Origin of the sequence: Corallococcus interemptor, assembly GCF_003668875.1 — a bacterium.
Lineage (GTDB): Bacteria > Myxococcota > Myxococcia > Myxococcales > Myxococcaceae > Corallococcus > Corallococcus interemptor.
In genome coordinates this window covers 16,820-33,149 of sequence record NZ_RAWM01000018.1, presented here as the reverse complement: position 1 = coordinate 33,149, position 16,330 = coordinate 16,820, and the positions used below count along the sequence as shown (strand labels likewise).

The window sequence follows — 16,330 nt, the reverse complement described above, 5'->3', positions numbered from 1 at the left end:
GCGATGGACCTGCGCGCCGAAGCCCTGAGCATCCGCTACGGCGCGCGTACCGTGCTGGAGCCCACGGATTGCCACGTCCCTCCCGGCACGCAGGCGCTGGTGCTGGGACGTTCGGGCTCGGGCAAGACGACGTTGCTCAAGTCCTTCGCGGGGCTGCTCCTCCCCTCCTCCGGCCGGGTGACCTGGAACGGCCAGGACGTCGCCAGGCTGTCCGCGCCGGAGCGGAGAGCGCAGCAGGCGTCGTTCGGCTTCGTGTTCCAGACGGACGCGCTCTTCGACTCGCTGACGGTGCGGCAGAACGTGATGCAGCCGCTGCTCCGCCGCAGGGTGCCGGAAGACGAAGCCCGCGAGCGCACGGACGCGGTGCTGCGCTCGGTAGGACTGGCGGACGCGGCGGACACGCTGCCAGAGCGGCTGTCCGGCGGCATGAAGAAGCGCGCGGGCCTGGCGAGGGCCATCGCGGCGAGGCCGGCGGTGCTTCTGGCGGATGATCCGTTCGCGGGCCTGGATCCGGGCACGGCGCGTCAGGTGGCGCGAGTCCTCCTGGAGGTCGCCGGCCAGGGCACGCTGCTGGTGGCGGCGCCGGAAGCGCCGGTGGACCTCCCCCTGCCCCGCTGGTTGTACCTGCGAGGCGGCAGACTGGTGCACGATGGGGCCCCGGCGCCGGAACTGGAGCGCGCGCCGGACGAGGCCCTCGCATGATTCCGCGGTCCCAGCACCCGTGAGCACCACCGCCCTGTCCTGGCTGGGACGCTCGGCGATGCGCGCGGTGGGCGGCGTGGGCGCGCTGGCCCTGGTCGCGGGCCGCACGGCCTGGGCCTTGCGCGGGCTGGAGCGGCGCGAGCTGGCACGAGGCCTGGTGCAGTTCGGCTTTGGCTCCCTGCCGCTCGCACTGGCCACGGCGGCGTTGGCCGGCGTCATCGTGGTGGTGCAAGCGGCGCTCTACATCCAGCGCTTCGGAGCCCGCGCGTTCCTGGGCTGGGCAGCGGGCTATGGCGTGCTGTGGGAGTTCGGTCCGCTGCTCCTCGGGCTGATCATGTCCGCGCGAATCGGCGCGAGGAACGCGGCCGAGCTGGCCACGCTGAAGGTCGGCGGACAGATTGAAGGCCTGCGAGGCATTGGCCTGGATCCGTTCGCGCTGCTGGTGGCGCCCCGGGTCGTGGCCATGGAGCTGAGCATGCTCGCGCTGAGCACGTTCACGTTCCTGGTGTCCATCCTCTGTGAAGCCGTGGCAGCGAAGCTCACGCTGGACCTGCCGGTGCGGGTGTTCTTCGGCACCTTCGCGCAGATGCTGAGCCCGTCCGACATCCTGAGCGGCGTGGTGAAGACAGGAGCGTTCGGGCTGGCCATCTCACTGGTGTCCACGGCGGTGGGCCTGCGAGCCAAGGGAGGCGCCAAAGCCGTGGGAGAGGCCGCCGCGAGCGCGGTGGTGCTGGGCTGCGCGGCCATCTTCCTCTTGGACTTCCTGCTCACGACGGTGCTGTCCAGGGTGCTGGGATGAAGCGCGTGCTGACCTTCTTCGGGGCGCCGGGGGTGATGCTGGCGCGCACGGTGCGAGCCGGCACGCGGGAGGGAATCCCCTGGCGCGAAACGCTGGCGCAGGTGCACGAGTTGGGTGGGCGCAGCGTGTGGCTGGTGATGTCGGGCATGGCGTTCTTCGGCGCGGTGCTGGTGATGATCGCCAACGCGCAGGCGAAGAAGCTGATTGGCAACGTGGCGGTGCTGGGCCCGGCCTACTTCGAGATGCTGGTGCGCGAGCTGGGCCCCGCCGTGTCCGCGCTGCTGACGGCGTCCCGAGCCGGAGCCAGTCACTCCGCCGAGCTGGCCACGATGAGCGTGAACGAGCAGGTGGAGGCGCTGGAGATGTCAGCGGGGGATCCGTACGCGGACCTCGTGGCGCCCCGGGTGGTGGCGGGCGTGGTGGGAGTGCCGCTCTTGAGCGTGCTGGGCACGCTCGCGGCGACGGCGTCGGCGGTAATTGTGGCGAGCGTGGCGTTGAACATCGACGGCCGGGCGTTCATGGACGCGAGGTACGTGGACGGATGGGACCTGCTGGTGGGAGGGCTGAAGGTCGTGGCCTGCGGGCTCTACATCCCGCTCGCGGCAGCGGTGGCGGGCTTGAACGCCCGGGGCGGCGCGGAGGCGGTGGGCGAAGCGACGACGGAAGGCGTGGTAGCGGCCAGCCTGGGATGTCTGTTGATTGACCTGACGGTGTCGCTTGCGTTCCAGTTCGTGCGCCTGTGAATGACACCGGTCCGGACACGCTGGTCTTCGACGACGTGGCGATCGCCTTCGAGCAGGGCCGCCGCGTGCTGGACGGCCTGAGCGCGCAGGTCTCCACGAAGGAGCTGACGTTCATCGCGGGAGCGAGCGGTTCCGGCAAGAGCGTGCTGTGCCGGCTGGCGGTAGGCCTGTTGAAGCCGGAAGCCGGCAAGGTGACGCTGTTCGGGGAGCGCGTGGACACGCAGCCGGAGCGAAGCCTTGTGCCCCTCCGCCGCCGGGCGCCGTACCTGGTACAGGGCCCGGCGCTGCTGGACTGGAGGACGCTGAGGGAGAACGTGCGCCTCGCGGATCCGAGCGCCCCGGAGGAATCAGTGGAGACGGCGCTGGAAAAAGTGGGCCTGAAGGAATGGGCGGACCGGCTGCCTCCGGAGCTGGGACCCGGAGCAAAGAAGCGAGCGGCCATCGCGAGGGCGCTGGTGCTCAAGCCGCGCTACCTGCTGCTGGACGAGCCGACGACGGGGTTGGACCGCCGGGCCGCGATGCAGGTGGAGGCGGTGCTGGCGTCGTTGAAGGAGCAGGGCCTGGGGGCGCTGGTGGTGTCACACGACTACCGGCAGTTGAGAGGCATCGCGGACCGGGTGCTGGTGGTGGCGAAGGGACGCAACGCGTACCTGGGGAGCCCGGAGGGCTTCCTGGCGTCCCCTGCCCCGGAGCTCAGGACGCTGACGGCGCCGTTCATGGAGGGCGCGACGGATGGATGAGCAGCGGCTGGAGTTGAAGGTCGGAGCGCTGGTGCTCGCGACGCTGGTGGGCGTGCTGGTGTTGCTCTGGTTGATGGGAGAGCTGACGCTGGGCCGGGGCGCCAAACTCGAAGTGGACTTCGCGCACACAGGCAACGTGGTGCAGGGAGCCCCGGTGAAGCTGGGCGGCGTCCAGGTGGGCAAGGTGGACACCATCCATCTGCTGGCCGACCGAAGGGACGCGAAGGGCCTCCCCCTCCCCGTCCGCATGGACCTGTCCGTGGAGCCCGCGGCAAGGGGCGCCCTGCGCAAGGATGCGAGGGTGACGGTGGGAACGGTAGGCCTGTTGGGTGAACCCTATCTGGAGTTGAACCCAGGCAATGCCGACGCGCCGCTGCCGGAGACAGAGGCATTGCGAGGCGTGGATGCACCGCGTCTGGATTTGCTGTCGGAACAGCTGTCCAAGTTCGTGACGCTGTTGTCGGACATGCTGGAGAAGGACCCGGAGGCCGTGACAGGCCTGGCCGCCAACGTGTCGCGACTGGCAAGGACGCTGGACGAGGTCCTGACGGAGAACCAAGGCGACGTGAAGGTCCTGGCCACGGAGCTGGCGGCGGCGTCCAAGGACCTGAGGCAGCTGGCCCAGCTGGCCAAGGAGTCCATGCAGCCCGGAGGCAAGGGAGCCCGCCTCCTGGACGACGCCTCCGCCGTGGCGGCCCTGATGCGAAAGGACCTCCCCGGCCTGACGAAGTCCGCCGGAACGACCCTGGACGGCCTGGCCGCGGTGACAGGCCCCCTGACGCCCGAGGACGGCCAGCAGATGAAGCTGGCCCTCCAGCGCTTCACGGCGGCAGCGGGCCAGCTGGAGCAGATCGCCACCAAGGCAGACCGGATCCTCGGACAGCTCGATTCCGGAGAGGGGACCGGCGGCGCACTGCTCAAGGACCCTGCCCTCTACGACGAGCTGAAGACCCTGGTCACGGACCTGCGCAAGCACCCGTGGAAGATCCTCTGGAAGGATTGAGGTTCTAGTCCGCTCATCGGCGCCTTTGGCCGATAAGCCTCACATGCTCCACGCCAAGCGATCCCACTCCGATAGTCGCTTGGTCAAACGGAGGCCGTGCTCAATCTGATTGTAGGAAAAATCTCCCGAACACGCGGTGGCAGCCTCTCTAGACACCTCCCTGATCACACCAATATCTGGCTTCTCTCCGTACTCAGGGTTTCGACCAACGCCCCAGGTCATATAGACAACCGACAAGTCGCAATCAGCCACCCTGCCGCCGCCATGAGCATTGACGTTGGCATTCCCAACACACAACGTCCCTCGCTCCTTGAGGCCACAAAGAAGCCTATTGGCCAACCCCTCAAGCTCAATTGCGCGGCCCGTCTCACAAGAAAACAAAACGGCCGCATAGAAATGACCGCGCCTGGACCTGCTGTCACGCCAGCGATTCAGAACATTGGTTGCCCCCGCCCGACCAATGTAAACCTCAACTTCGTCGAGCATGGTGCTCCGGTGCAGATGAGCGATGCCATGCATCACTCGAATCGTGCGCTTGATTGCACTCGCCACTTTGGTTTCGTAGTTGGGCGCCTGAGTTATGGCCTTGTCAATGCCCTCCCAGTCAGCCGTATCAATCACGAACGCAGGAGTGTCATTCATCTTCGCACCTTCGCCAGGTCTGGCAGCAGTGATTGCTATCTTTAATGACTCTAGCATCTCCAAAATATTCAAATACCGAGCTGACACTCCGCTCCTGTAGGTCCAATCGGACCCGGAATTGAAGGGCTTTTGCGGTGTGGCCTACATCGCAATCGAATGTGAGCGGTCCCGGCACCTTCCGGAGAATCCTATTGGAAGTATAGGCTCTTGCATTGCCAGTGTTCCGCCCAGAAGGAAGGCCGCATGGCACAGCAGGGGGAGTCCAGTCCGCCACCCCGGCGGACCGCGGTCTGGCAGTTGGCGTTGGTTGCGGTGGCGCTCGCCATCTTCTCCGTCAAGGTCGTCATCCCGGGTGTCGTCGTGGGCATCGGAGCCACGGGGCTGATGGGGCTCGCGGGCGCGGCGGTCCTCCTGGAGCGGATGGGCGCGCTCACGTCCGGCATCTTCGAAGGGGCCGCCCAGCTCTCCGTCATCCTCATGGGCATGGCCCTGGTCGCCTTCGTGGCCATCACCGGATGGAATGGATACCGGCGCCTCGCGGGACGGGATGGCCCCCCGCCCCTCCTGTTGCGCTGGCCCTGGGCACTGCTGGGCCTGCTGCTGTTCCTGGCGTGCCAGCAGACCCTTCCGGAATTCGGACAACGGCATGCGATGCCCGTGCTGCCCGGGGCTCTTGTCATCACCTTCACGGTCTGGATGCTCCTGACCGTCAGCGTCGGTCTGGTCCGGATGAGCGTGGGAATGATCCGGCTCTCCTGGCGCGTCGCGCGGGCCTCGCCGTTCGGCGCCGGGATGTTGACCCTCGCGGCGCTCGCGGCCACGGGATTGACGCTCGTCGTGAGTTCGCTCGCGGAAGCGTTTCAAGCCCACGCCCAGAGCATGGCGTCCGCGCGGACGACCCGCTGTGATTCCCTGTCATGGGAGTGCTCGCGGCAGGCACTCCTTGCCGCCGGCTCCTCCAGGCCCGCCCCCGTCGCGCTGGAGCCGGAGGAAGACTTCGAAGGCATCACGACCGCTTCCTTCACGGCCTCCGCAGACTCCGCTCCCTCGCTCAATACCCGCGCTTGCCTGGAGAGGCCCTTCCTCCAGCCGGACATGATGGCCAGGGCCCGCAGGATCGCCCAGGGCCTCATCCGGAACGACACGGACCCGGACGACCTGATCCACGCAATCCTGCTGAACATCTGTCTCCGGAAGGAACCTCCTCCCATCGAGTTCGAACGGTACTTCCTTCGCGCCGTGGAATACGGCGCCCGGAGCCGGTTCACGCGGATGTCCCGGAGCTGCGACCTGGATCGGCTTCCAGAACCGCAGTGTCTTCTCCGGCCAGACGATCAGTACGTGGAGGCGGAGACCCACGCTGCGCTCCGGAAAGTGCTCTGCACCCTCACGGAGCAGCATCAGCAGGTCCTCTACATGCGCTACTTCGAGGAACTGCCCGAAACTGAGATTGGCCTTCGCCTCGGCATCGAACCCGCGGCCGCGCGCAAGCGTGTCCAGCGCGCCCGGGACGAATTAAGGACGAGATTTCTCCAGCAATGTCAGTAGCTTACGTTTTCGGGTCACACTTTATTCGCTGCGGAGAGTGGAGCATCGGACCGCCTGACACGGGCGGTTCCTGGAGGCTCCATGCACTCGCCGTCCGCCACCCCGTTCACGGCCACCGCCCAGGTGATGCCGCCGTCGGTCAACTTCCACCTGTGGGAGCCGTGCAACATGCGTTGCCGGTTCTGCTTCGCCACCTTCCAGGACGTCCGCAGGGACGTGCTCCCCAAGGGGCACCTTCCCGAGGAGGAGGCGCTGAGGCTGGTGAATCTGTTGTCCCTCCGCTTCCGGAAGATCACCTTCGCGGGAGGTGAACCCCTGCTGTGCCCCTGGTTGCCGAAGCTGGCGGCGGCGGCCAAGGCACATGGCATCACGACGATGCTGGTGACCAATGGCAGCCGCCTGGACGCCGACACCCTCGCGCGCCTGCAAGGCGTGATGGATTGGGTGACGCTCAGCATCGACAGCGTGTCGCCCCAGACGCATGCCGCCCTGGGGAGGGCCGTGAATGGCAGGGCCCTGCCGGTGGAGCACTACCTGTCCCTTGCTGAGCGGATCCGCTCGGCGGGGATGCGCCTCAAGGTGAACACGGTCGTCACGAACCTGAACGCAGGCGAGGACCAGACAGCGTTCCTCCGCGAGATGCGGCCCGAACGCTGGAAGCTGTTGCGCGTCCTTGACGTCAAGGGACAGAACACCGGCAAGGTCGAAGCCTTGTACTGCCCCCGAGAGGACTTCGAAGCGTTCGTCACTCGCCACCGCTGCCTGGAGCGCGAAGGCATCGTCCTGGTGCCCGAGGACAACGAAGACATGCGCGGCAGCTATGCAATGGTCGACCCGGCCGGCCGGTTCTTCGACAACGCACAGGGAGGCCATCGCTACAGCGCGCCCATCCTCCAGCACGGCCTGGACGCCGCCTGGTCCCAGGTCTTCTTCTCCATGGAGGGCTTCCTCCATCGTGACGGCAGCTACCCGTACGGAGGTGAATCATGAACGCGCCTTCGAGCCTGATCTGCCTCGCGGGCGTTTCCGGTGCTGGAAAGGACACGCTGGGGGCCTACCTGGCCAAACAGCACGGTTTTGAGCGGGTCGCGCTCGCGGATCCCATCAAGGCCGCTTTGATGGGCTTGCTTCAGCTCGACCCGGCGCAGCTGTGGGGCGACCGACGCAATGAAGTGGACCCGAGGTTTGGCCGCGCTCCCAGGGAGCTATATCAACGGTTCGGACAGGCCTGCTTGGAGCTGGATCCCGAGGTCTGGCTACGCCCCTTCCGGATGCGGTTCGACGCCATCCGCCGGGCGGGAGGGCGCGTCGTCTGCACGGATTTGCGCACCCAGGCGGAATGGCGGGCGGCACGAGAGATGGGGGCCACCATCTGGCTGATTGAACGCCCCGGCGCGGGCGCCCCTGGCGCGTTGTCACGTCACGCCACGGAGATGGAGCTTCTCGGGCTCGACCGGAGCTCCTTCGACGCGGTCCTGCGGAACGACGGCACCCCAGACGCCCTCTACCTCACCGTGAAACACATGCTCGAAGGCGCCGTCGGCTCGCGGGCCACCTGAGCACCGTCCTGGGGGACCGGCCCATCGTCCTGCGATGGGCCATCAACCCAGGCCGCTGATACCTGGCATCAGAGATTCGTCGGCTGCGGCACTTCATCCTTGGGCGACGGAGCCGGCGTCTCGTCCTGGGCCACCATCGAGTTCAGGACCCATGAATAACCATATCGAGCCCCGAGCAGCCGGTACGTCGCGCGCTTGCCGCAGCCCACGACGCCCGTGGTGACGCGGTCCAGCTTCGTCGCCTGGAGGTCCTGCTTGGCACAGCCCAGGTCGAACTCCGCGTGGACCCTCACGTCGGGAATCCAGGAGCACTGGCCCACCACGCAGCGCAGCTCGTAGACGCCCTCCGTGTTGCAGCCGATCATCTGGTACTGGTTCTCACCCAGATACTGCGGCGTCAGCTCCACGTCGCACTTCAAATCCTTGGCGGCGATCTTCTCCAGGTTCGCGTAGCGCTTCGCGTTGATGGACGGCCCCATCTGGGAGAAGTCCACCTTGGAGTTGCGCCGGCGCCCGCCGCAGCCAGACACCAGCAACGCCACTCCCACGCCCACCAACGACAGTCGAATGAGGTTCATGGGCGCCCATCTAACACGCCTTGCCCGCTCAGGCCTCAGGGCGCGGACGTTTCCTCGCCCCCGGACAGCAGGTCCGACAGCAACATCTGCTCTTCACTCGGCGACAGGTCGAAGTGGCGCGCGGCCTCGGTGATGATTTCGACCAGGGGAGTCTGCGGCTCCTCGGTCCTCCGCACCGCGATCCTGCGCGCAGCGCTGCGCAGCGCCTCTCCCCTGGGTCGAAGACTTTCACGCATGATGCGAACCTCCCTCCCACCACGGTTCGGATGCGCTCCTTCAGAAGCAAGGGCGGCAGGGAGCAGGCGCTCTCCGTCAGCCTCCGCCCACGGGAAGCGGGCGGCTCGCAGGGCGGCGCGTTCCTTCCTCCTGCCTCGCGAGCACTTCAGCTTTGGAGACGGACCCCACTCCAAGGAACGAGGCATCAGCCATGGCAGCGCAAGACATTCCCGGCTCCGGACAGCAGGTAAAGAGCCCCACGCAGCGCACGACGGCCGTCCCGCTCGACGAGCGCCGCCGCATGCGCCACGAATCCCGCACGTCACAGACCTACAAGGCCTTCCTCAAATACCTGTGTGACGTGGGCAAGATTCCGAACGAGCAGGCCGCGGAGAACGCCGCCATCTCCATACTGTGCGTCCTGGAGCAGCGCCTCGTCGGCGAGGAGGACAACGACCTGGAGGCCCAGCTGCCCATGAAGCTGCGCGAACTCATGGTCCGGTGCGACCGCCACGAGTCCGGGCCGCCGCCCAAGAAGTTCGGCCGGGCTGAAATGCTGGCCATGGTGGCCGAGGACCTGGACATGGAGCCCGACGACACCGAGCCCATCATCCGCGCCGTCTTCAGCGCCATCCAGGCGCAGATCTCCACCGGAGAGAGCGACGACATCGCCGGAGAGCTGCCACCAGACATCCGCGACCTGTGGGCACGCCCCGCCTGACAGGGAGTCTCACGTTGGCGCCTGCTCATGAGTGGCTGTGAGCTGGCGGCAACGTGGACGCCATCCATGGGAGCCCCCTGGTGACGTGAGTCACCAGCACTGGTGATCCGCCTCACCAGTTTCGAGCGGCTCGGAACACGTGCCCCAGAGGGAAGACGGCTCGCCAGGGGCCTGGCACGCGCCGTGCTCTAGGGATTGGACATCACGGACCGGACGCACTTCGGTCCTCCATCCAAATCCCCGAGCTCTCCCATGCGCGTCGCCAACCGCCCCACGTCCACGCCCGCCTCGAACGCCCCCGTCTCCGGCCCGTCCGCCGCCACCGAGAAGAAGCCGAACTTCATCGACAAGAACCAGCCGGAGACCAAGTTCAGCCAGCAGTGGGGGCAGGACATCTTCATGGATTCGCGCAAGGGCGATAAGGCCCAGGCGAGCGCGGACCGGAAGGATGGGCGTCAGGTCACGCAGGGCAACACCGGCCCCGGCCAAGTGGCGGGCAACGAGAGCGGCAACTACGTGTCGTGGCAGAAGGACGCGGCCGAGTTCAAGACCGGCACGGGCTTCAGCAAGGACGGCACCGGCGCGCAGTTCGAGGCGAGCGCCGCCGAGGTCCAGGGCGATGCGTCCTACCGCGTGATGCCGTGGGAGATTGGCGGCCGCGCGGGCGCCGAGGCCAACATCGCCAGCCTTCGCGGGGACGCCGGCTTCGGCAAGGACCTGAAGGACATCGGGCTCGGCAAGGTGGAGGGCAAGGTCTACGGCGGCGTGCACGGCGAGACGCTGGTGGGCGCCAACGCGGACGCGAAGGCCAAGATCGACCTCAACCCCAAGAACGGCGACATGGGCGCCGAGGTCGGCGCGGGCGCGCTGGTGGGCGCCGAGGCCAGCGCCACGGCGCGCGGCGAGTTCGGACCCGTGCAGGGCTCCGTGACGGGCAGCGCCATCGCCGGCGTGGGCGCCGCGGTGGACGCGAAGGTGGCCTTCGAGGACGGCAAGCTCACCATCGGCGGCAAGGCCAAGGCGGCGCTCGGCGTGGGCGTGGGCGTCGGGACCAGCTACACCATCGACTTCAACAAGGTGAAGGGCACGGTCGACAACCTCACCAACGGCAAGGCCGGCGAGGCCGTCAAGAACGTCACGGACAAGGTCGGCGACACGGCGAAGAACGTCACCGACAAGGTCGCCGACACGGCGAAGGACGTGGGCAAGGGCATCAAGGACTTCTTCAAGTTCTGATGCGCCGTCAGGCCGCGGAGACCACCGTACCCTGCGCCAGGGCGCACAGCGTCTCCACGCCGTCCTTCACGGCGAACACTTCGCACTGACACACGGCCTGCCGCTTGCCGGCGGCCTTCGCCTGGGCCCGCGCGATGAGCAGCGAGCCCACGGCGGGCTTCAGGTAGTTGATCTTGTACTCGGAGGTCAGCGCGTTGCCGCCCAGCGCCAGGCCCCCGGCGAACGTGATGGCGTTGTCCGCGAGGTAGCTGAGCACGCCCCCGTGGACGAAGCCGTGCTGCTGCTTCAGATGGTCCACGATGGGCAGCCGCAGCTCCGCGCTCCCAGGCCCGGAGCTGGCGAGCTGCGCGCCAATGAACTGGCTGAAGGGCTGTGACGCGAACACCTGACGCGCGAACTCCTGGGGATCGTCCATCCCTGGAATCTATTCGCGGAACAGGGCGGGCCACCACCGGACGCGGCAGTAGGTGAAGGGCTTCTCCACGTCCATCCACCGGGAGCTCAGCACATTCACCACCGTCCCGTCACCGCCCATGCTGATCTTGCCGCAGCCTTCCTGGGCATCCATTGCCGGCAGGACCACCTTGCCGCAGGACTCGCCAGAGGCCGCGATGAGCCGCGCTTCATGCTGACAGCCCTGATTCCCGGCGGTCACCTGGCTCCATCGGAGGTAGCCCTTGCCACCGGGAAGCAGCTCGAACCGGCGGCCGTCCCCGCCGTCCAGCCATGAGGGCAGCGGGCTGGATGCGGCCTGCAGGCCCTCGAAAGCGGCCACCCACTTCTTGCCGAACGTGTTCTCGACCCCCAGCACCAGGCCGCCTTGCAGCAAGGGCGCGAACGTGTAGCGGGACTCGACGTCCGGGGCCTGCTCCAGGGTCAGCGCCAGGAACGGGGTGCCGGGCTGGCCAGAGCTGTCCACCCAGACGCCCTCCACCGAGACCGCACCCTCCGCCGGCGCCCCGGCGGAGAGGAGCAGGGCGTGGCCCTCCGTGTTCACGCCCAGCGCGCTGACAGGGCCATTGAGCAGCGACGCCACCGACAGGCTCCAGCGAAGCTCGCCCGTCGCGCCGTACGCGTGGAGCGTTCCATCCGCGAGCACCTCATGCATTCCCCCCGCCGGGTTCACCGCGCTGTGCAGGGAGACGCTCGGCGGACGTGGGTGCTGGATGATTCGCCGCTGGGAGATGTCGAGGAACGTCACCCAGGTGAAATCCCAAACATCCCGGGCGTGCCCCAGGAAGCCCTGGGGCTGGCCGTTCAAATCCATGCGATACGCCTCGTCGATGGAACCCTCCCAGTCGTAGGTGGTCACGGAGGGCAGCACGGCGAAGTACATCCGTGTGGAGATCGCGTTGTCGGTGAGCATGATGATGTCGCCCCGGCCATCCGCCGCCGCCCCCTGACACGTGCCATCCGTGGGAGTCGTCCTCTCCCAATACCTCCAGGTCGCGAGGACCGCCGGAGAGGGCTGCGGGAGGCGCTCGCATGCCGAAGGCCCGGGGTCGGGCGGCGGCGGCGGGGGTTCGTTCTCCACGGGCTGCTCGGGCGGGATCACCGGGTCCGCCGGCTCCTCCGTGACCGCGCCTCCCCCGGCAGGCCCTTCGTCCACCGCCGGCTCCGGAGCGACGACCTCCGGCGCGCCCTCGCCCCGCGCGTCCGAAGTGCCGCAGCCCGTGCCCAACCCGCCGAGGAGAAGCCCCACCCCGACCACCCACCGCCTCGTGTTCCACGCCATTGCACCGACCCCTTCAACCTCAACAGGTTGACTGAGAGTGCAGGTAGGAACAGGGCTCACCTAAAACCAGTGAGCGGAGTACTTCATGGCAATGATTGTCGTTTGCCTGACGGGCCGCGGGCCCTACCCCTCCGCCGGAGCCGGCGCGTTCACCGGTTCGGGCGGCTCCACTGGCGGCCGGGTGATGAGCTGATCCAGCGTGGGCCGCTTCGGCTTTTCGAATGGAGCCAGCTTCACCGGCTTGCCCGTGCGCGCGGACTCCTGCAGCGCGACGATGACGCGCACGTCCGCCAGGCCTTCGACTCCGTTGGGCTCCGGATCCCGGTCCTCCAGGATGCACTGCGAGAAGTAGACGAGCTCCGGCGCGAACTGGTCGCTGTTCTTGAACGTCCGCGTCTCCGTCTCACCGCCCACCGTCAGCTCGTGCTGGATGTCCGTGCCGTAGCCGAAGCCGTGCTTCACCAGCAGATCCCCTTCCGTGCCCACCAGCCGGTAGGCCGACACCGCGGCGGCTTCGTGGCTGATGGCGAACTGCGCCACCCTCCCGTTCGGAAACCGCATCAGCGCGAACGCGGACGCGTCCACGCCGTGGAAGCGCCCGTCCCTGCCTCCTCCCGTGAACGCGAACACCTCGCGCGGTTCGTCGCGGAACAGGTAGCGCGCGGCGTTGATGGGATACGGCCCTTCGTCCAGCAGCGCTCCGCCGCCCACGTCCACGCGCGTGCGGATGTCCCCCTGGCGCGTCTGCTGCGTCAGCGTGCCCGTGAATACCAGCGGGTCTCCCAGCCGTCCGGAGCGCACCAGCTCGATGGCGCGGAGGTTCGCCTCTTCGAAGTGGAGCCGGTACGCGACCATCAGCTTCACGTCGTTCTCGTTCGTGGCGCGGATCATCGCCTCGCAGTCCTCCACCGACGTCGCCATCGGCTTCTCGCAGAGGACGTGCACGCCCACACGCGCCGCGCGCTCCGTGAAGGACCGGTGCATCGTGTTGGGCAACACGATGTAGACCGCGTCCGCCTTCGAGTCGCGCAGCAGCTGCTCGAAGTCCTCGTAGCCCCCCACGTGCTCCACGCCGTACTTCTCCTGGAGCGCGGTCCGCTTCTCCTGGTCCGAGGAGACGATGGCCACCAGCTCGGAGTTCTCCTCCGCGTGCTGGAACGCCGGGAGGATGGCCACCTGCGTGAGGTTGCCCGCCCCCACCACCGCGTACCGCACCCGCCTGGATGTCCCCTGCGCCATCGTGCACCTCTCCCGTGATGAGGCCTTACGCTGGTGACGCGCCAGGCCAGCCCGCAAGCCGCGCCCGGCCCTCCGGTGCAGGGGCAGCCAGCCGGGCACCCAGGCTTTCGCGGGGCCCCGTTCCGGCCTATGCCCTGCCCCATGCCCTTCAAGAAGATGCTCGCCCGCCTCGGGATTGGCAGCGCGCGCGTGGACACCCGGCTGGAGCACGACACCGTTCGCGCGGGTGGCGACCTGCGCGGGCTCGTCCACGTCCAGGGCGGCCACACGCCCCAGCGCATCGACCGCATCGACCTGCACCTGATGGCGCAGTACCTCCAGCGCGACAACGACCGCCGCAGCGCGCTCAACGCCGTCGTGCGCACCTTCCGCGTCTCCCCCCCCTTCATCCTCCAGCCCCGCGAGGAGCGCGAGCTTCCCTTCTCGCTGCGCATCCCCACCCACACGCCCATCACCGAGCGCGGCACCCCCGTGTGGATCAAGACGGCGCTCGACATCGACAACGCCCTCAACCCCGAGGACAGCGACCGCATCCACGTCCTGCCCCACCCGTCCCTCCAGACCGTCATCGACGCCGTGCTCCAGCTGGGCTTCCAGTGGAAGAACTCCTACTGCGAGGCCGGATCGCCGCTCGGCCGCGACGAGCCCTTCGTGCAGGAGCTGGAGTTCCACGCCGGTCCGGAGTGGAAGGACCCTCCGCGCTCGCTTGCCCTCCTGCCCTTCCCACACGAGGACACCCTGGAGCTGATCCTCGACCTGGACCGGGGCCCCCGGGGCCTCACGTCCCTCCTGGAGGGCACCCCGCTGGACGGCGGCCGGCGCCAGCGGCTGGTTCTGTCCTCCACGGACCTGTCCTCGGGGGCAGGGGCCGTCTCGGCGCTGCTGGGGCCGCGGCTTCGGGGCGGGGTGTAAAAGCCCGGAAGGCCCGGCCTTTCGTACAGGCGTGGACGCACCTGACTTCCCAAGTCCTCCGCCCGGGCTCGGAAGTGGTACAAGCCGCCGTGTGAAAGCTCCCCCGCCTCCCGCTGCCCCTGAAACCCCCACCTTCGACGCCCTCGGCCTCAAGCCCGAAATCGTCGAGGCGTTGACGTCGCTCGGTTACGAAGAGCCCACCCCCATCCAGGCCGCCGCGCTCCCGCCGCTGCTGGCCGGGAAGGACCTGCTGGGCATTGCCGCCACGGGCACCGGCAAGACGGCCGCGTTCTCGCTGCCCCTCCTGCAGCACCTGAAGCCGGGTGCCGCCGCGCCGCATGGCACCTCCGCGCTGGTGCTGGTGCCCACGCGCGAATTGGCCATGCAGGTGTCCGAGGCCATCCACCGCTACGGCCAGAAGCTGGGCGTGAGCGTGCTTCCGCTCTACGGCGGCCAGGAGATTGGCCGGCAGCTGCGCGTGCTCAAGCGCGGCGTGGACGTCATCGTCGCCACGCCGGGCCGCGCGCTGGACCACCTGCGCCGCAAGACGCTGAAGCTGGACCAGGTGCGCACGGTGGTGCTGGACGAAGCGGACGAGATGCTCGACATGGGCTTCGCGGACGACCTGGAGGCCATCCTCTCCGAGACGCCCGAGCAGCGGCAGACCGCGCTGTTCTCCGCCACCCTGCCCCCGCGCATCGCCAGCATCGCGGAGCGCCACCTGCACGAGCCCGTGCGCGTGCGCATCGAGAAGGAGAAGCTGGAGGCCGGCGAGATGCCGCGAGTCCGGCAGACGGCCTACATCGTGCCGCGCGCGTTCAAGATCGCCACGCTGGGGCGCGTGCTGGACCTGGAGTCCCCCACCGCGGCCATCGTGTTCTGCCGCACGCGCACGGAGGTGGATGAGCTCACCACGTCCCTCAACGGCCGGGGCTGGCGCGCGCACGCGCTGCACGGCGGCATGAGCCAGGAGCAGCGCGACCGCGTCATCAAGCAGTTCAAGTCCCAGGCGGCGGACCTGCTCATCGCCACGGACGTCGCGGCGCGCGGCCTGGACATCCCCCGGCTGACGCACGTGGTGAACTTCGACGTGCCCAACGCGCCGGAGGCCTACGTGCACCGCATCGGCCGCACGGGCCGCGCCGGCCGCGAGGGCGTGGCCATCACCCTGCTGGAGCCTCGCGAGCACCGGCTCTTGCGCAACATCGAGCGGCTGACCGGCCAGCGCATCGAGGTCACCGCGGTCCCCACCGTGTCGGACCTGCGCGCGCGCCGGCTGGAGATGATCCGCTCGTCGCTGCGCGAGACGCTGGTGGGCGGAGAGCTGGATGGGTTCCGCGGCATCGCGGAGGACCTGTCCAGCGAGTTCAGCGTCATGGACGTGGCCGCCGCCGCCATCAAGCTCCTCCAGGAGAAGGAGGACGAGGGCAGGGAATCCAACGAGCAGGAGATTCCCCAGGTGTCGGCCCCGGCGGAGCGGAAGTTCGAGCGCTCCGGGCCTCCGGGCCGCTTCGGCGACCGCGCCGAGCGTCCGTCCCGAGGCCCCCGCACCAGCGACCGGCCCGAGCGTGGCGAGCGCCCCGAGCGGGGTGAGCGCCCCGAGCGGGGTGAGCGGCCCGAGCGGGCAGGCCCCGCGCGTCCCCAGCGCGCGCCGGAATGGAACGTCACGCGCCTGTTCATCGGCGCGGGCCGCACCGCGGGCATGCGGCCGGCGGACCTCGTGGGCGCCATCGCGGGCGAGGCGGGGCTCGAGTCCTCGCGCATCGGCGCGATCCACATCGCGGACATGTACTCCATCGTGGAGGTGCCGGAGCCGGATGCGGCGCGCATCATCTCCGCGCTGAAGGGCTCCACGCTGCGCGGACGCAAGGTCACCGTGCGCCGCGACACCCGCGACTGACGGAAGTCCTTCGCGTCACCGGCCCTGTCCGTCACGGGCGGGCCGGTGACGTGGGCT

18 protein-coding genes are annotated in these 16,330 nt (G+C 68.5%); 12 read left to right on the top strand and 6 right to left on the bottom strand.

From position 1 onward, the window contains the following. Positions 1 to 3: 3 nt before the first annotated feature. From D7X96_RS09530 to D7X96_RS09510, 5 genes are read left to right on the top strand one after another with little or no spacing between them, the layout of a single operon-like run. On the top strand, positions 4 to 702 hold the full coding sequence (locus D7X96_RS09530; protein ID WP_121769539.1) for an ABC transporter ATP-binding protein: 699 nt from the start codon (positions 4 to 6) through the stop codon (positions 700 to 702). Between the two features lie 19 nt (positions 703 to 721). Then, positions 722 to 1,501 carry an MlaE family ABC transporter permease gene (locus tag D7X96_RS09525; RefSeq protein WP_244219513.1) on the top strand — a complete coding sequence of 260 codons (780 nt, stop codon included), beginning with the start codon at positions 722 to 724 and terminating at the stop codon, positions 1,499 to 1,501. Further along, a complete protein-coding gene (locus D7X96_RS09520) occupies positions 1,498 to 2,244 on the top strand; it encodes an MlaE family ABC transporter permease (protein ID WP_120547672.1) in 747 nt (248 codons plus the stop codon). Before D7X96_RS09525 ends, D7X96_RS09520 begins: the two co-directional genes overlap by 4 nt. After that, the gene (locus tag D7X96_RS09515; RefSeq protein WP_121769538.1) at positions 2,241 to 2,984 is read left to right on the top strand and encodes an ATP-binding cassette domain-containing protein; all 744 of its coding nucleotides are present in this window, start codon (positions 2,241 to 2,243) and stop codon (positions 2,982 to 2,984) included. The genes D7X96_RS09520 and D7X96_RS09515 overlap by 4 nt, the downstream gene beginning before the upstream one ends. Then, positions 2,977 to 3,987, top strand: coding sequence for an MlaD family protein (locus D7X96_RS09510; protein WP_121769537.1), 1,011 nt, complete (start codon positions 2,977 to 2,979; stop codon positions 3,985 to 3,987). Before D7X96_RS09515 ends, D7X96_RS09510 begins: the two co-directional genes overlap by 8 nt. Positions 3,988 to 4,026: 39 nt before the next feature. Here D7X96_RS09510 and D7X96_RS39520 read toward each other — a convergent pair whose 3' ends face one another. Beyond that, positions 4,027 to 4,629 carry a hypothetical protein gene (locus D7X96_RS39520; protein WP_147468268.1) on the bottom strand — a complete coding sequence of 201 codons (603 nt, stop codon included), beginning with the start codon at positions 4,627 to 4,629 and terminating at the stop codon, positions 4,027 to 4,029. A gap of 243 nt (positions 4,630 to 4,872) precedes the next feature. Between D7X96_RS39520 and D7X96_RS09505 the strand changes: the two genes are divergently transcribed. The 3 genes from D7X96_RS09505 to D7X96_RS09495 all read left to right on the top strand — a co-directional run bounded on the left by D7X96_RS09505 (position 4,873) and on the right by D7X96_RS09495 (position 7,736). Then, complete coding sequence (locus D7X96_RS09505) at positions 4,873 to 6,177, top strand: sigma-70 family RNA polymerase sigma factor (RefSeq protein WP_121769536.1); 1,305 nt, start codon at positions 4,873 to 4,875, stop codon at positions 6,175 to 6,177. A gap of 81 nt (positions 6,178 to 6,258) precedes the next feature. Beyond that, positions 6,259 to 7,167 (top strand): viperin family antiviral radical SAM protein, encoded by a 909-nt coding sequence (locus D7X96_RS09500; protein WP_208647289.1) that lies wholly within the window; start codon positions 6,259 to 6,261, stop codon positions 7,165 to 7,167. Continuing rightward, complete coding sequence (locus D7X96_RS09495) at positions 7,164 to 7,736, top strand: deoxynucleotide monophosphate kinase family protein (RefSeq protein WP_121769535.1); 573 nt, start codon at positions 7,164 to 7,166, stop codon at positions 7,734 to 7,736. The genes D7X96_RS09500 and D7X96_RS09495 overlap by 4 nt, the downstream gene beginning before the upstream one ends. 68 nt (positions 7,737 to 7,804) lie before the next feature. On the opposite strand, the gene D7X96_RS09490 is transcribed toward D7X96_RS09495, so the two are convergent. Both D7X96_RS09490 and D7X96_RS09485 read right to left on the bottom strand, forming a co-directional pair. After that, positions 7,805 to 8,314, bottom strand: a complete 510-nt coding sequence (locus D7X96_RS09490; RefSeq protein ID WP_121769534.1) for a hypothetical protein — start codon at positions 8,312 to 8,314, stop codon at positions 7,805 to 7,807. Positions 8,315 to 8,349: 35 nt separating this feature from the next. Next, entirely contained in the window at positions 8,350 to 8,550 is a 201-nt protein-coding gene (locus D7X96_RS09485) for a hypothetical protein (protein ID WP_121769533.1), read from the bottom strand. A 191-nt stretch (positions 8,551 to 8,741) separates the two neighbouring features. Here D7X96_RS09485 and D7X96_RS09480 point away from each other — a divergent pair, with 191 nt between their 5' ends. Together D7X96_RS09480 and D7X96_RS09475 are read left to right on the top strand one after the other, a co-directional pair. Beyond that, positions 8,742 to 9,251 (top strand): DUF2267 domain-containing protein, encoded by a 510-nt coding sequence (locus D7X96_RS09480; protein ID WP_121769532.1) that lies wholly within the window; start codon positions 8,742 to 8,744, stop codon positions 9,249 to 9,251. Positions 9,252 to 9,503: 252 nt separating this feature from the next. Beyond that, a complete protein-coding gene (locus tag D7X96_RS09475) occupies positions 9,504 to 10,487 on the top strand; it encodes a hypothetical protein (protein WP_121769531.1) in 984 nt (327 codons plus the stop codon). A gap of 7 nt (positions 10,488 to 10,494) precedes the next feature. Here the strand turns inward: D7X96_RS09475 and D7X96_RS09470 are convergent, their stop codons facing one another. The 3 genes from D7X96_RS09470 to D7X96_RS09460 all read right to left on the bottom strand — a co-directional run bounded on the left by D7X96_RS09470 (position 10,495) and on the right by D7X96_RS09460 (position 13,461). After that, entirely contained in the window at positions 10,495 to 10,902 is a 408-nt protein-coding gene (locus D7X96_RS09470) for a PaaI family thioesterase (protein ID WP_120547678.1), read from the bottom strand. A gap of 9 nt (positions 10,903 to 10,911) precedes the next feature. Further along, on the bottom strand, positions 10,912 to 12,189 hold the full coding sequence (locus D7X96_RS09465; protein WP_158626343.1) for a hypothetical protein: 1,278 nt from the start codon (positions 12,187 to 12,189) through the stop codon (positions 10,912 to 10,914). A 156-nt stretch (positions 12,190 to 12,345) separates the two neighbouring features. Next, complete coding sequence (locus D7X96_RS09460; protein ID WP_120547680.1) at positions 12,346 to 13,461, bottom strand: Gfo/Idh/MocA family protein; 1,116 nt, start codon at positions 13,459 to 13,461, stop codon at positions 12,346 to 12,348. Between the two features lie 141 nt (positions 13,462 to 13,602). On the opposite strand from D7X96_RS09460, the gene D7X96_RS09455 reads away from it, so the two are divergent. Together D7X96_RS09455 and D7X96_RS09450 are read left to right on the top strand one after the other, a co-directional pair. Next, the gene (locus D7X96_RS09455) at positions 13,603 to 14,373 is read left to right on the top strand and encodes a sporulation protein (protein ID WP_158626566.1); all 771 of its coding nucleotides are present in this window, start codon (positions 13,603 to 13,605) and stop codon (positions 14,371 to 14,373) included. A gap of 91 nt (positions 14,374 to 14,464) precedes the next feature. Continuing rightward, positions 14,465 to 16,273, top strand: coding sequence for a DEAD/DEAH box helicase (locus D7X96_RS09450; RefSeq protein WP_121769529.1), 1,809 nt, complete (start codon positions 14,465 to 14,467; stop codon positions 16,271 to 16,273). The last annotated feature ends 57 nt before the right edge of the window (positions 16,274 to 16,330 follow it).